Source organism: Psychrobacter sp. TB55-MNA-CIBAN-0194 (assembly GCF_040309505.1).
Classification (GTDB): Bacteria; Pseudomonadota; Gammaproteobacteria; order Pseudomonadales; family Moraxellaceae; genus Psychrobacter; species Psychrobacter fozii.
The window spans coordinates 322,935-338,026 of sequence record NZ_JBEOOW010000003.1 but is presented as its reverse complement, the minus strand read 5'-3'; the positions used below and the strand labels follow the sequence as shown (position 1 = coordinate 338,026).

Annotated in this window: 10 protein-coding genes; 7 read left to right on the top strand and 3 right to left on the bottom strand. The window is 41.8% G+C overall.

Annotated elements, in window-relative coordinates; translation table 11 throughout:
* Window positions 1–1,084 precede the first annotated feature (1,084 nt).
* The 4 genes from thrS to rnr all read left to right on the top strand — a co-directional run bounded on the left by thrS (window position 1,085) and on the right by rnr (window position 7,535).
* Window positions 1,085–3,019 carry a threonine--tRNA ligase gene (thrS, locus tag AAEY75_RS05750; protein ID WP_110924416.1) on the top strand — a complete coding sequence of 645 codons (1,935 nt, stop codon included), beginning with the start codon at window positions 1,085–1,087 and terminating at the stop codon, window positions 3,017–3,019.
* A 23-nt stretch (window positions 3,020–3,042) separates the two neighbouring features.
* The gene (gene infC, locus AAEY75_RS05745) at window positions 3,043–3,546 is read left to right on the top strand and encodes a translation initiation factor IF-3 (RefSeq protein WP_010197324.1); all 504 of its coding nucleotides are present in this window, start codon (window positions 3,043–3,045) and stop codon (window positions 3,544–3,546) included.
* Window positions 3,547–3,884: 338 nt separating this feature from the next.
* Window positions 3,885–5,129 carry a toxic anion resistance protein gene (locus AAEY75_RS05740; protein WP_352258998.1) on the top strand — a complete coding sequence of 415 codons (1,245 nt, stop codon included), beginning with the start codon at window positions 3,885–3,887 and terminating at the stop codon, window positions 5,127–5,129.
* A 141-nt stretch (window positions 5,130–5,270) separates the two neighbouring features.
* Window positions 5,271–7,535 carry a ribonuclease R gene (gene rnr, locus AAEY75_RS05735; RefSeq protein ID WP_352258996.1) on the top strand — a complete coding sequence of 755 codons (2,265 nt, stop codon included), beginning with the start codon at window positions 5,271–5,273 and terminating at the stop codon, window positions 7,533–7,535.
* 103 nt (window positions 7,536–7,638) lie between these two features.
* Here rnr and AAEY75_RS05730 read toward each other — a convergent pair whose 3' ends face one another.
* The 3 genes from AAEY75_RS05730 to hisA form a co-directional block, all read right to left on the bottom strand.
* The gene (locus AAEY75_RS05730) at window positions 7,639–7,947 is read right to left on the bottom strand and encodes a hypothetical protein (protein ID WP_197099426.1); all 309 of its coding nucleotides are present in this window, start codon (window positions 7,945–7,947) and stop codon (window positions 7,639–7,641) included.
* A gap of 189 nt (window positions 7,948–8,136) precedes the next feature.
* On the bottom strand, window positions 8,137–9,765 hold the full coding sequence (locus AAEY75_RS05725) for a mechanosensitive ion channel domain-containing protein (RefSeq protein ID WP_352258994.1): 1,629 nt from the start codon (window positions 9,763–9,765) through the stop codon (window positions 8,137–8,139).
* A 59-nt stretch (window positions 9,766–9,824) separates the two neighbouring features.
* A complete protein-coding gene (gene hisA / locus AAEY75_RS05720; protein ID WP_352258992.1) occupies window positions 9,825–10,565 on the bottom strand; it encodes a 1-(5-phosphoribosyl)-5-[(5-phosphoribosylamino)methylideneamino]imidazole-4-carboxamide isomerase in 741 nt (246 codons plus the stop codon).
* 1,050 nt (window positions 10,566–11,615) lie between these two features.
* Between hisA and AAEY75_RS05715 the strand changes: the two genes are divergently transcribed.
* Genes AAEY75_RS05715 through AAEY75_RS05705 form a run of 3 tightly spaced genes read left to right on the top strand, consistent with a single transcriptional unit; the run spans window position 11,616 to window position 15,092 of the window.
* The gene (locus tag AAEY75_RS05715) at window positions 11,616–12,968 is read left to right on the top strand and encodes a Na(+)-translocating NADH-quinone reductase subunit A (protein ID WP_352258990.1); all 1,353 of its coding nucleotides are present in this window, start codon (window positions 11,616–11,618) and stop codon (window positions 12,966–12,968) included.
* A 5-nt stretch (window positions 12,969–12,973) separates the two neighbouring features.
* The gene (locus tag AAEY75_RS05710) at window positions 12,974–14,209 is read left to right on the top strand and encodes an NADH:ubiquinone reductase (Na(+)-transporting) subunit B (RefSeq protein WP_197215355.1); all 1,236 of its coding nucleotides are present in this window, start codon (window positions 12,974–12,976) and stop codon (window positions 14,207–14,209) included.
* Window positions 14,190–15,092 carry a Na(+)-translocating NADH-quinone reductase subunit C gene (locus AAEY75_RS05705; protein ID WP_194363277.1) on the top strand — a complete coding sequence of 301 codons (903 nt, stop codon included), beginning with the start codon at window positions 14,190–14,192 and terminating at the stop codon, window positions 15,090–15,092. The genes AAEY75_RS05710 and AAEY75_RS05705 overlap by 20 nt, the downstream gene beginning before the upstream one ends.

Genomic DNA, 15,092 nt, shown 5'->3' with positions numbered 1-15,092 from the left:
ACTTGCATGTGTTAAGCCTGCCGCCAGCGTTCAATCTGAGCCATGATCAAACTCTTCAGTTTAATCTTGCTATGAAGCTCTTTAAAGAAGCTTCTAAACTTGGCTCATCTAATCTGGCAAAATCGCTAAAAATTATGTTCGTAATGAATTAACTTTGAGTTTTTCTGCTGTCTTAAATGATAATTTTTATAGTTAGAATCCTATCGAAAAGATAGTCAACCAACTTTATTTTTTAACATTCTGAATCAGCAAAAATCCACACAAGTTGTTCTTTAGTTATGCTTTTAAATAATGCCTAATCACTGTCGTCCAGTGTTAGTATTTCTAACTAACTATTCCCAGCCAATGTGGCTTATCCTATTTAGCGAGCTGACTATCATATCATGTTTTAATAGTCTGTCAACTTCTTTTTTAATTCGTTTCAATGAGTTAACTGGGTTTTAATTAAGTAATTATCTCCTAATTACTGCCAGTTCTCCCTGTTGAGGGGCGTATTATATAGAGTTTAAGAGCTGTGTCAACTGCTTTGCCAAAGGTTTCTTGACTAACTTAACAGTATATTTAATAATCTATTCTTTTCAATGGGTTAGGAATTAAGATACTTAAACGATATTCTAAAAAAGTCTTTTTACGGCTGTTTTATGTGGTTGGAAGGCTCATTTCTACTATCTAGTCTCTCACTATGAACTTACTATAGTCATTGATCTGATATTTAACGCTACCTATATTCATCACTATTGATATTGGTACAAAGTGTACCTATATATAGAAGCAGACCTAACCCCTTACTATCTAGTGTTGATAGGCAGTTTTTGCTATAATAGTTGCTTTTATGACATTGCTTAATAGCCGTTCTGCTTTATCGTACGAGAAGGTAGTTCGTTTCACCTTATATAGCGTTGATTATAGCTTGTTAAATGGCGCTTAATCATCATGCTATATCAAGGTAAAAGATAGTGCTATTAAGTTGTGCTTATCTCTTACAACATATCATAGTAGTTAGATATAATTGACGTGGTCTCACGGTTATATGATTGATGGTTGCAATCATCACTGCCAATGGACCCAAAAAGGTGAATAGATTATGGTAGCGATTACTTTACCCGATGGTAGCGTAAAAAACTTCGAAGGCAATACTACGGTCATGGAAGTGGCGCAAAGTATAGGAACAGGACTAGCGAAAGCAACAGTTGCTGGACGTGTAGATGGGCAGTTGGTAGATGCGCATGATCCTATCATTGCTGATGCTAAAGTCGAAATCGTGACGCCAAAAGACGACGACGGTGTTGATATTATCCGTCATTCATGTGCGCATTTGTTAGGTCATGCGGTCAAGCAGCTGTACCCTGATGTGAAGATGGTCATCGGTCCAGTAATCGAAGACGGCTTTTATTATGACATCTATAGTGAGACGCCTTTTACCCCTGAGCATATGGAAGCGATTGAAAAGCGCATGATGCAGCTGATCAAGCAAGATTATGACGTTGTTAAAAAGATGACACCACGTGCAGAAGCCATTGAGATATTTGAGTCACGTAACGAAGATTATAAGCTCAAGTTAATCAACGATATGCCAGGTGAAGAAGCCTTCGGTCTTTATCATCATCAAGAATATGTGGATATGTGCCGTGGCCCACACGTGCCAAACACACGATTCCTAAAAGTATTTAAACTGACTAAAATGTCTGGTGCCTATTGGCGCGGTGATGCGAAAAACGAGCAGTTGCAACGTATTTATGGTACTGCTTGGGCAGATAAGAAACAGCTAAAAGCTTATATTCAGCGTATTGAAGAAGCAGAAAAACGTGACCATCGTAAAATTGGTAAAGCGTTGAATCTGTTTCATATGCAAGAGCAAGCACCTGGTATGGTGTTCTGGCATGCAAATGGTTGGACAATTTATCAAGTGCTTGAGCAATATATGCGTAAAGTGCAACATGATAATGGCTATGAAGAAATCAAAACCCCACAAATCGTGGATCGTAGCTTGTGGGAGCGTTCTGGACATTGGGGCAACTATGCCACCAATATGTTTACGACCTCTAGTGAAAACCGTGATTATGCCGTAAAACCGATGAACTGCCCTTGCCATGTGCAAGTATTTAACCAAGGCCTAAAGTCTTACCGTGACCTGCCTTTGCGTATGGCAGAATTTGGTTCTTGTCATCGTAACGAGCCATCAGGTTCATTACATGGCTTGATGCGTGTTCGTGGCTTTACTCAAGATGATGCACATATCTTCTGTACTCAAGCGCAAATTCAGCAAGAAGTGGCTGACTTTATCAAGCTAACGCTTGCGGTCTATGAAGACTTTGGTTTCGATAGCATTATTATGAAACTCTCAACTCGTCCTGAAAAACGTGTTGGTAGTGATGAGTCATGGGATTTTGCAGAAAAAGCCTTGTCAGATGCGCTCGATAGCTCAGGTCTTGACTGGGATTATTTACCAGGCGAAGGCGCATTCTACGGTCCAAAGATTGAATTCAGTCTAAAAGACTCATTAGGTCGTGTATGGCAGTGCGGTACTATTCAGGTTGATCCAAACATGCCTGAGCGTTTAGATGCTGAATTTGTCAATGAGCAGAATGAGCGCGAAGTACCTGTTATGTTGCACCGTGCTATATTAGGTTCATTCGAACGTTTCATTGGTATATTGATTGAAAACTATGCCGGTTGGATGCCAGTATGGCTAGCACCACAGCAAGTAGTCGTCATGAATATCACCGATAAACAAGGCGAAGCTTGTGAAAACGTCGTCAGCGAACTAAAAAATGCAGGTTTGCGAGCTATTAGTGACTTGCGTAACGAAAAGATTGGATTTAAGATACGAGAGAAAACATTAGAACGTATTCCCTATATGCTAGTATTAGGGGATAAAGAAGTCGAATCGGGCAGTGTCAACGTCCGTACGCGTGAAGGTGAGAACCTTGGCGTGATGAGTGTTTCTGAATTTATTACATTAGTACAGACCGCTGTCGCTGAGAAAGGCCGACAGACCCCAAAAACAGATGAGGAGTAATACCTATTAAACAGTCGAACCGTTTGAACATCAACGAAGATATCAGTGCCAAAGAAGTCCGTCTGGTTAAAGAAGACGGCGAACAAATGGGCGTGGTCGATATCGACACCGCGATGAAAGCGGCACGTGAAGACAGTCTAGATTTGGTTGAATTAGTTCCTGAAGCTAAACCGCCAGTATGTAAGATCATGGATTATAAGCATTTCCTCTATGATCAAAAGCAAAAGGCAAAAGAAGCTAAGAAAAACCAAAAACAGACTCAGCTCAAAGAGATGAAGCTACGTCCAAGTACCGAAGAAGCCGATTATCAGGTTAAACTGAGAAAAATCGTTAGCTTCTTGGAAGATCAAGACAAAGTTAAAATTAGCATCCGTTTCCGCGGACGTGAAATGGCGCACCAAGATATCGGTCGTAAACAACTTGATCGTATTATTGAAGATACCGCTGATATCTCAAACGTCGAGCAGTACCCTAAGATGGAAGGTCGTCAAATGGGTATGCTGCTTGGGCCAACTAAGAAAAAATAATCTGTTTTTCAGATTGTTTTAGTTGTGGCTGTTAGTCGATGTAGATACTTGTAATCTTAACCATCAATATGCTGCGGGATATTGATGGTTTTTTAATATTTAGGCCTGTAAATAGCCATTTTTTAATATAATAAGTCGACGCTACTTTACAAAATCTATCTTCTCAACCTTTTCATTACCAGTTAATCTAAAGGTCTGCTGTACCACATTTATATCATTCGAATAATTATAATCGAGTGTATAAAAACATCCATTTACTGTTAACGTGTTTTACGATTACCGTCTTTTGTAGCTATTGACCAAAAATACTGTCCATTTCAGATATTATAGGAAACTTCATGCAAGAATTGACTCCACCAGAAAACGCAACAACTCCAAGTATTTCTTTGACGCCGCCTGAACCTGTGAAAGAAATACAGAAAAGTGAAGCAGATCAGATGGTCAAGTTGGATGAAAGCCAGATTCCAGAGCTCGATGCCAAAGTTGACGCTTTTGTAGATCACGTTCTTACTAACTCTGTGCATAGCGATGAGTTTAGACAAAACGTGCAGTCTATTCATAACTTGGGTACGAAAGAGATTCGTGAATCGGCACAAGTATCTAACCGTATGTTGGATTTGCCAGCGAAAAGTCTCAATGATAGCTTGTTTGACAACTCCCCTATTGCCAAGTCATTGACTGAATTGCGCGGTATCGTAGAAGATTTAGATCCGAGTAAAAAAGAACTGACCAGCTCACGCAAGCTGTTCGGTCTCATACCTTTTGGTAACAAAGTGCAAGACTACTTTCGCCAGTACGAATCAGCACAATCACATATCAATGCAGTGGTGACCAGTCTTTATAATGGCAAAGACGAGCTGCTCAAAGACAATGCGATGATTGAGCAAGAAAAAGTCAATATGTGGGAGTTGATGCAGTCTATTCGTCAGTATGTCTATGTCGGCAAAAAAATTGACGAGCAGCTAGAGCAAAAAGTCTATGCAATAGAAGCAACTGACCCTGAAAAAGCTCGCATTATCAAAGAAGAAATGCTGTTCTATGTGCGTCAAAAAAATACAGATTTCTTGACCCAATTGGCTGTCAATGTACAAGGTTATTTGGCGCTTGATACCATTCGTCGTAATAATTTAGAGCTAATCAAAGGCGTAGATCGTGCTACAACAACGACTGTGTCAGCATTACGTACGGCTGTCGTTGTTGCTCAAGCAATGACCAATCAGAAACTGGTACTTGATCAAATCACTGCGTTGAATAAAACCACCAGTAGCTTGATTGAATCAACCTCAGCGATGCTAAAACGTCAGTCGGGTGAAATTCATGAACAAGCCACTAGCAGCAGTATCGAGCTTGATAAACTGCAAAACGCTTTTAATAATGTCTATGATACGATGGATATGATTAGCAATTATAAGATTGAAGCGTTAGAGAACATGAAACAAACGGTCAATACCTTGACTACTGAAGTAGATAAAGCACAAAAATACCTCGACAAGTCTAATCAAACAACTGTGCTAGAAGTCTCAAAAGAAATTGACAGCAAAAAGATAGCCAATAAATCAAGTAAGGTCGATGTTGATATTTGATTTATCACAATAGTTGTTACTAATTGAAAGTAACAACTCCTTGCTACTGAACACACATAAGACAATTGACGCAAGATATTGCCACGTTGTTCGTGTTAAGATAGCCCCTATTAATAATTTTAAAAATAGATACGGTAATTTATGAGTTGGAATGATCCAAACGCCTCAAGCGAGGCAAAAAGATATGACAATCCCATCCCTAGTCGTGAGCTGATACTTAGCACGATTACTGAGCATGGCGAAGTCACTCATCAGCAATTGGCAAAAGCCTTTAATATTGATGATCCGAACCAGTTTGATGCTTTGGGCAATCGCCTAAAAGCAATGGCGCGTGATGGACAAGTAAACCGCGACGGTCGTCCTTATCGCTATCGCACAGTGACTCAGCAAGATGTCGTCACTGGTACAGTGTCTGCGCATCCTAAAGGTTTTGGTTTTGTGCTTTTGAGTGATATGCCAGATTTGTTCTTGCATGAAAAGCAAATGCGTTGGGTATTTAACGGAGACACCGTCGAAGCAGTCGGTACTTCAACAGACAATCGTGGCCGTACCGAAGGGCGTATTGTCGATGTCGTTGAACGTCGCCAAAACAACTTTATTGGCACATTAGCTCGTGATGACGATGGCTACTGTGTCGAGCTTGGCAGTCCAAATAATCATCAGCCGATTACGGTCACTGAGGACAATGTACAAGCATTTAATGCCAAGCAAGGCTCTCCTGTCAAAGTCGATATTATCGATTGGCCAAACCAGCATGAGTTTGCTACTGGTAAAATCACGGAACTCCTGTCTGATGACAATGATCGTGAACTGATTATTGAAACCACGCTACTTAATTATGACATCCCGTCAGACTTCAGTGAAGCCACACTCAAACAAGCTGATGGCTATCAAGAGCCAACTGAAAAAGACATTAAAGGTCGCACAGACTTACGTCATTTACCACTTGTCACGATCGATGGTGAAGATGCACGTGATTTTGATGATGCTGTATTCGCTGAAAAACGATCTGGTGGTAACTATCGCGTTTTAGTAGCGATTGCTGATGTCAGTTATTATGTAACGCCAAATTCAGCACTTGACCAAGATGCTTACGAGCGTGGTACCTCAGTATACTTCCCGCATCGCGTGATTCCGATGTTGCCAGAAGTGCTTTCTAATGGTCTGTGTTCATTGAACCCTAATCTTGATCGTCTGTGTATGGTTGCTGATATTAAGATATCACGCGCTGGCAAGGTTACTGGGTATGAGTTTTATCCTGCCGTCATGCATTCACAAGCACGTTTAACCTATAATCAAGTAAATGATTATCTGGTAAATCCGACTGATAAGCGCTTGCCTGAATCATTAACAGGTAATAAAGACGTTAAAAAATCTGTCGACACGTTACATCAGCTTTATGAGCTACTGCTTAAAAAACGTGAAGAACGTCATGCGATGGAATTTGAAACCGTTGAAACCTATATCAAGTTCAACGAAAAAGGCGGCATCGAGGCTATTCTGCCACGTACTCGTGGTGATTCTCAGAAGCTTATCGAAGAGTGTATGCTACTGGCCAATACCTGTGCAGCGAACTTTGCGCTAAAGCATGAACTGCCTGTCTTGTATCGTAACCATGATAAGCCTGATGGTGAAAAATCAATGCGTATTCATGAATATGCAAAGAACTTTGGCCTGTCGTTCCCAGAAGAGAATCCAACGCAAGCGGATTATCAGCGCATTATTGAAGCGACTAAAGACAGACCCGATGCGATTAGTATCCATAGCATGCTATTGCGTTCGATGATGCAAGCAAATTATGCACCTGACAATATCGGTCACTTTGGTCTAGCATATGACGAATATAGCCACTTTACGTCCCCTATTCGTCGTTATCCTGATCTGATGCTGCATCGTGCTATTAAAGCAAAAGTGACTAATAGCCAACAGCCTGCCATGGACTTTTCTCTTGAAGGTGCTGGTACGCAAACGTCAGATACAGAACGCCGTGCAGAAAAGGCCTCTCGCTATGTAGAGTCTTGGCTCAAATGTCATTACATGAAAGACCATGTCGGCGAAGAGTTCGAAGGTGTGGTGACTACCGTTACTAGCTTCGGTCTATTTGTGACATTGACTGACTTATATATCGATGGTTTGGTCCATATCTCAAACGTCGGCGATGATTTCTTCGTCTATGATGAACAGCAGCAACAACTGATTGGTAAAGACAAAGGTACTTTGTTTGGACTTGGTGATTCGGTTAAGGTCAAAGTTGCTGGCGTGAACATGGATCTGCTGCAAATTGACTTTGATTTAAAAGCCAAACTGCAATCTAGTGAAATGAATCAGACAAAAAAATCACCCGCTAAAAAGAGCCCAGCCAAGAGAAGTAGCAGTCGTAGTAAAGGCGCTAATAAGAAAGGCTAGTTTTGGTTAGACGCTCGAAATAAAAAAGGCTAACGTCATCGTTAGCCTTTTTTTATGTCTCACTATTCATATAAATGCGTGGTACTTGCTTAATAAGCACTGGCTACTGTGCAGTGTTGTCCATCTCTTCTAGATTTTTCTGTTCTGCTTGTTGAGCTTGATCTATTTGAGTCGTGGCACTGTCAAGGATGGCTTTAGGCTGCTCACCCAAAGGCTTGCTAGTGATAGCATCAGAGCTGCTTGCTTCGATATGAGTCTCAGGTATTTCTGCGCTGATATCACTATGCTCAGATGTTACGCTACTGACGAGCGCTTCTCTATTTTTGTCACGTTGACTACCATTAATAAGGTTAAAGCCAAGTAAGGCTACCATGCCAACTAGCGCGAATATAATCAGATGTTTCATTTGCATAGGAAATGTCTCGTATTTGAATAATTATCAGATATACGTTTCGTTGCATTTTCTATGCCTATTTTAAAACTGGTCTGCATATGGTCAGTTCAATATAATTTGGATACAAGAAAGGCGAGTGCAAGTACTACAAATAGTAGACTAAATGAGACTGACACAGTATCCAGTTTATAGAGGATTGACCATATGTCACTCTTGCGGGCTATTATTGTTTAATAAATCAGTCTCATCTGAACGCTCTGCAATCTCTTGCTCGACCTTTTTCATTAGTTTGTCATCAGAACGCGCACTGAGAACGTCACTAGCATTGTCATCTTGCAAAATAAGCTTGGCACGTGCTTTTGCTTGTTTTTTGTCCTTATTATCAGTGTTACTACTATCACCATTTACAGCGCTATCGGGTACAGTCGGTATAACCGTCACGTTAGATGTATTGTCTACATGACTGCTTTGCATATGCTCAAAAGCTTTTTCTAAATCGTGATTAAAACGCAATCGATAAATAGGTTCAGGTAGGCTGAAACCTTCATCCTCTAATGCATGCTTGGTCTCACGAATGGCAATACTGCGTGCTTTTGAAAAGTCAGTATCTGATTGATCCACCCAAACTTGAAACTCTAAGACGATGTTAGAGTCGCCAACATTATTAATGACAGCGATCGCTTTTGGCTCATCTAATACGAACGCCAAACTATGTATTGCGTCCAATCCAACCTTGATAGCAGCTAATGGATCATCATTAGCATCGACGCCCAACTCAAAGGTGAATCGACGTTCGGGGTTTTTGGTGTAATTGAGGATAGTACCTTTGAAGACTTCAGAATTAGGAATACGCAATTGATTGCCATCTAGTGTCATCAATATCGTTGCGCGTGAGGTCAAGCGCACCACTATCCCTTCTTGTCCATTAATCACAATATGGTCACGTGCACGAAAGGGTTGGCGAATACTAAGCATTAGCGATGCGATATAGTTTTCAATCGTATCTTTGACCGCAAAACCAACCGCAATACCAATGACGCCAGCACCACCAAGCAATGTGCTTAAGATGGTCTCTGCTCCTATTAAGCTTAGCGCTAGGATAAGGCCAAATATAATAAAGATGACTTTGACGGTTTGTGACAGTAGCTCAGCAACAAATGGATTGGGTGTCAACCGTTGCCACATTCTTTTGCGATTAGACAACCAGCTGCCAAACCAGCTCACTAATATAAACAGAATGATACCGACCAATAATAGTGGTAAGGCTTTGACTAAATTTTTGGCTTGTATTTTAAGACCTTGATAGACAGTAGTGACGTTATCTTGTACATCTAGGGTACGATCAATCTGATCTGACACGGTGACCACATCTGTCAAACGATTGGTTAAATTAATGGCCTGCTGTGCTTTCTTTTCGTTTGGGGTCTCTCCAGTTAATGTAACAACACCTTGGGCGACACCAACATTGACCGCTTGTAAGCCATCAATTTCAGAAAAAATACCTTCGATACGTTGACGAATGTCATTGTCTTTTTGCGGGGTCGGCGTGGTTTCAATTTGGGCGTTATTGGTACTTTCGCTGACGATTACCGACGATGGAGTTGGCTCAGGTTCAGATGACTGCGTAGGAAGCTCAACAATGTCAGCTTCTGGTTCCGCAATATCATTTGATACAATGCTTTCTGCACGCTCTATTTCTGATACTTTGGTGATATCAATGGTTTCTTCACCAACAGCATAAACTGGAAAAGAGCAAAGGAGGCTTAGTAGCAACCATATCTGACACCACGCTCTTGGACAACTGCGCATCCTTGGAAGGTCTAAACGAGTTGCCATAAGCATCCTTTGCTTGCTTTACTGATTTTTATTGCTAATTTTCACTGCTAAATTGTTTCTTATTTACGATCTAGATAAATCTGCGCTTCACTTAAACTTAGCGTGCCTTCATAAATAGCACGGCCAGTAATGATGCCTTCGATACAGTTACCATAGGGCTTCAGTAGCTCAATATCTTTCATATCAGTCACGCCGCCTGACGCAATCACTGGTAAGCCGCCTTCACGAGCCAAGTTAACCGTTTGCTCAACATTGACGCCTTGCATCATGCCATCACGGGCAATATCAGTATAAACGATTGAAGAGACACCTACATCAGCAAAACGCTTGGCAAGCTCAGTTGCTTTGGTATCAGTAACATTCGCCCAACCATGGGTTGCGACCATGCCGTCTTTTGCGTCGATACCTACAATGATATGCCCTGGAAATTCGCGGCAAGCTTCTGCGACAAACTCAGGGTTTTCCACTGCTTTTGTACCGATAATAATATAAGTCAAACCTGCAGTGATATATTGTTCAATGGTGTTCATATTACGCACACCACCGCCCAACTGAATAGGCAAGTTCGGATAAGCTTTGGTGATATCGTTGACCACTTGTCTATGAACAGGAACGCCATCAAATGCACCATTCAAATCGACCAAGTGCAATCGGCGTGCACCTTCCTCTACCCAGCGTGCTGCCATCGCAACTGGATCATCAGAGAATACCGTATCATCTTCCATACGGCCTTGTTTTAAGCGTACACATTTACCATCTTTTAAATCAATCGCCGGGATAATGACAGGCACAGCACACATATCGCATTCCTTATAAAACAAAATATTGAATAAATTTGAAAAAATAAACTTTGAATATTACGGTGTATTAAGTACTCAACACACGCTAAATAATGATAAAAAATATTGCTCAAAACTGCATTCATGATAATAAAACTAAAAGTGATAACTATAAGTTTTTATAATTACAGCCATTGAAAACATTAGGTAAATTGAATTCCTGACTGGCAATTTTAGGTCAATTTAGCGTATAATCCTAGGTAAATTTTATTTGTTTCTATGTGATAGTAACCATACGTTATATTTTTATTAGGTCAATCACGACTAAAAAAAGATTAGCGGTCAGGATGAATCGAGTAAGAGCTAAATACATTTACATGATATTGGCTGACTTCTTGCTAAGAAAGGTTATATTAGAAATCTCAACTGGTCGATCGAAACAGATTACCCTGCAGTATTACACACTCTAATTAAATGCCTTTCCTAACGTTTTCATATTGTCTTTATCACTGGTCAACGACACTAAAATAGCTATTATTGGCTTTATAGCAATATTATACGATAAGTGAACGCTGCTTGTTAATTGCTTAGCCAGTTTGTCTTTTTACCAGTTTATCATCTATCTCAATAGATCGTTATTTGGCTACATACTTATTCAATTAAGTATCTTTTCTAGGATACTGAACTCATAAGTGGGGTCTACAATACTGGTATTAAGAACTTTGATTTTCAATGAAACGTATGATAAAGCTGTTTATCTTAAGAACTGTCACTTTTAGCTCACTGCTTTAGCGATGGTTTTTAATTGAATGGTTTTAATATACACCTTGGTAGCCAGTCGCCACTTTGGTAATTCGAATAAGACATTAACGTGTTGTTAAGGAGTCTAAGGTCAGCGTTAATACTCTTAATAGTAGTTATGATCGTGCTTTATTTTTAGAGAACTCTATCACCATCCTATTATAGGAATAGGTGAGTGAGTGCTTTATTAAATGATGCATATGTTCATGCTACCGATGTACCAAACAGGAAGTCTGGTATCGTTTTAGACTATGGACTAAGTTTTCGCTTATGATTACCATCAAAAAAGGTTTGGATTTGCCCATCACCGGCGAACCCTCCCGCGAGATATCTGAGCACAAACCGACACACGTAGCCCTTATTGGCTATGATTATATCGGTATGAAGCCCACGATGAATGTCAAAGAAGGTGACATCGTAGCAAAAGGTCAGCCCGTTTTTGAAGATAAAAAACGTGCAGGCGTTATCTACACTGCCCCTGCTGCTGGTAAAGTTGTCGCGATTAAACGCGGTGACCGTCGTGTGTTTGAGAGCCTCGTTATTGCGGTCGACCCAAACGGTGAAGAAGTAGACTTCGAGCGCTATGACTCCCAGCAACTGGCTGACCTAGACTCTGAAGTTGTCGAAACCCAATTACTTGCCTCTGGCGAATGGACTGCGTTTCGCACGCGCCCCTTTAGCCGTACGCCAGAAATCGGTGCCCGTCCTCATGCCATCTTTGTCACTGCTATAGATACCAGTCCCCTAGCGTTTGATCCGATGTTGCTGATCAATGAGCAGCTACAAGCGTTCAACGATGGTCTTGCTGTGTTGTCGACACTCAGTCCAAAGACGTTTGTCTGCCATCATGGTAATGCCCAGCTGACACCAGTCGCAAAAACTGCTGCGAATAACGTCACTGAGTATCATGGCTTTTCTGGTAAGCATCCAGCTGGTCTGGCAGGTACGCACATTCACTTTTTACACCCAATTATGCGTGGCGTGAGCGTCTGGACAATTGGCTATCAAGATGTGATTGCGATTGGTAAGCTATTTACCACCGGCCGTCTATACACGCCTCGCTTGATTAGCTTAGCAGGCCCTTCTGTCAGTAACCCACACTTAGTTATGACTGAGCGCGGTGCTGATATTACTGCCTTGACCAAAGGTCAGCTAGCAGCTGGCGAGAACCGTATCATTTCAGGGTCGGTATTATCTGGTCGCAAAGTGTTTAGCAATATTGCCTATATTGGTCGTTTTCATAATCAGATCAGTGTGCTGACGGAAGGTCATGAGCGCCCAGCGTTCCACTTCTTTACGCCAGGTAAAAACCGTTTCTCAAAGCTGCCTATCTATATCTCTCAGTTTTTTGGTGGCAAAAAGTACAACTTCACCACCACGAGTAATGGCTCACCGCGAGCGATGGTACCAATTGGTGTCTATGAAGAAGTTATGCCTCAAGATTATCTACCAACCCAACTGCTACGCGCATTGATTGTTGAAGACATGTTGGTCGCGGTTGATTTAGGCGTACTTGAGTTGGATGAAGAAGATTTGGCACTATGCACCTTTGTATCTCCTGGCAAATATGAATTCGGTGATATCTTGCGTGATAACTTAACGCGCATCGAACTGGAGGGCTAACCACGATGAAATTTTTACACAATATGTTCGATCGTATGGAGCCATCTTTTACCAAAGGCGGCAAACACGAAAAATACTATGCCATCTTTGAGATGTTTGATACGTTTTTGCGTCAACCAGACTCAACCACATACGCGTCATCACATGTACGCGACGGGATTGATCTAAAGCGCATTATGATTACTGTATGGCTATGTACTTTCCCAGCGATGTTTTGGGGTATGTACAATATCGGTCATCAAGCGCTAACTGCGGTTGCTCAGCTTGGCTTGCAGCCTGAAGGCTGGCGCACTGTTATCACTAGCATGGCAGGCTATAACCCAGACAGTGTCTGGGCAAGTTTTGTCTACGGTGCGATGCAGTTCCTACCTATTTACCTTGTGACATTTGCCGTTGGTATTCTCTGTGAGATTATCTTTGCCGTCGTGCGCGGGCATGAAGTCAACGAGGGCTTCTTTGTGACCTCGGTACTATTTGCACTATGTCTACCACCAGATATTCCTTTATGGCAAGTTGCCTTGGGTATTATCTTTGGTGTGGTCGTAGCCAAAGAAGTATTCGGTGGTACAGGTAAAAACTTCCTTAACCCTGCCCTATCGGGTCGTGCATTCCTATACTTTGCTTATCCAGCCTATATGTCTGGTGACTCTGTATGGACAGCGGTTGATGGTTTCTCAGGAGCAACGCCTCTCGGTCTTGCTGCACTTGGTGTCTCTCCTCAAGATTTCGTCGATGTCTATGGTAATGCGATCACGTGGAGTGATGCATTCTTCGGTAACATGCAAGGCAGTATCGGTGAAGTATCAACACTAGCAATCTTAATGGGTGCCGTTGTTCTACTATGGACGCGTATTGCCTCATGGCGCATCATGACAGGTTGTGTGGTTGGTCTTGTGGCTACCTCGCTTATCTTCAACATGATTGGCTCTAAAGACAACATGATGATGAACTTGCCATTCTATTGGCACTTAGTCATCGGTGGTTTTGCCTTCGGTGCGGTGTTTATGGCAACCGATCCAGTCTCAGCTGCACATACCAATAAAGGCCGTTGGGCTTATGGTATCTTGATTGGTTTTATGACGGTATTGATTCGTGTCATCAACCCAGCTTTCCCAGAAGGCATCATGTTGGCTATTCTATTCGCCAACTTATTTGCGCCATTGTTTGATTATTTTGTGACCCAAGCAAACATCAAACGCCAAACAGCTCGGAGGGTTCGTTATGTCCAAGCCCAAAAGTAATAATGCGAAAACCATCAGTGTGGCATTAACGCTATGCTTGGTGTGTTCAGTATTGGTCTCAGCAGTTGCGGTTGGCCTAAAGCCTGCACAACTCGAAAATGCACGCTTAGACCGTAACAAAAACATCTTGGTCGCGGCTGACATGTACGATGCTGAGTCTGACACACAAGACGATGTTGCCGAACGATTCAAAGACTTTGATGTCGAAATTATTGACTTAAACAAAGGCAACTATGTCGATGATGCAACCCTAGCAGATGCGGGTATCCCTGATCGCAATGCTTATGACGCTAGTCAAGCGACTAAGAATCAAGCGTTGAGTGATGACCTAGGTAACGATGATCCTGCGGGTATCGGTCGTAAGCCTAAATATGCCAAAGTCTATGTCAAAAAAGACGATGCTGGTCAACCTGAAGTAGTCGTATTGCCTATTCAAGGTTACGGACTATGGGGTACTATCTATGGTTTCTTGACGCTTGAAAGCGACATGAATACTATTAAAGGTATCAGCTTCTATGAGCATAAAGAAACCCCAGGTTTGGGTGCTCGTATCGAAGAGCCAGAGTGGCGTGCCAAGTGGACCGGCATCCAGTCTTATGATGAAAACGGTGAAGTTGCCACTGGTGTAACCAAAGCAGGTAATCCAAAAGACAACTGGGTTGATGGTATCAGTGGTGCGACATTGACTAGCCGCGGTGTCAGTAACATGATTCAGTTTTGGTTAGGCGAGCAAGGTTATAAGCCTTATCTAGACATGCTACGCAAAGAGGGTGGTCAGACAGTTGATAATGCAGAAACACAAGCAAATCAATCAAAGAAAACCGCTCAACCTAAAACCGAACTGGCAGCGAAACTACCAGTAGCAAACGGCAAGGAGGCTTAA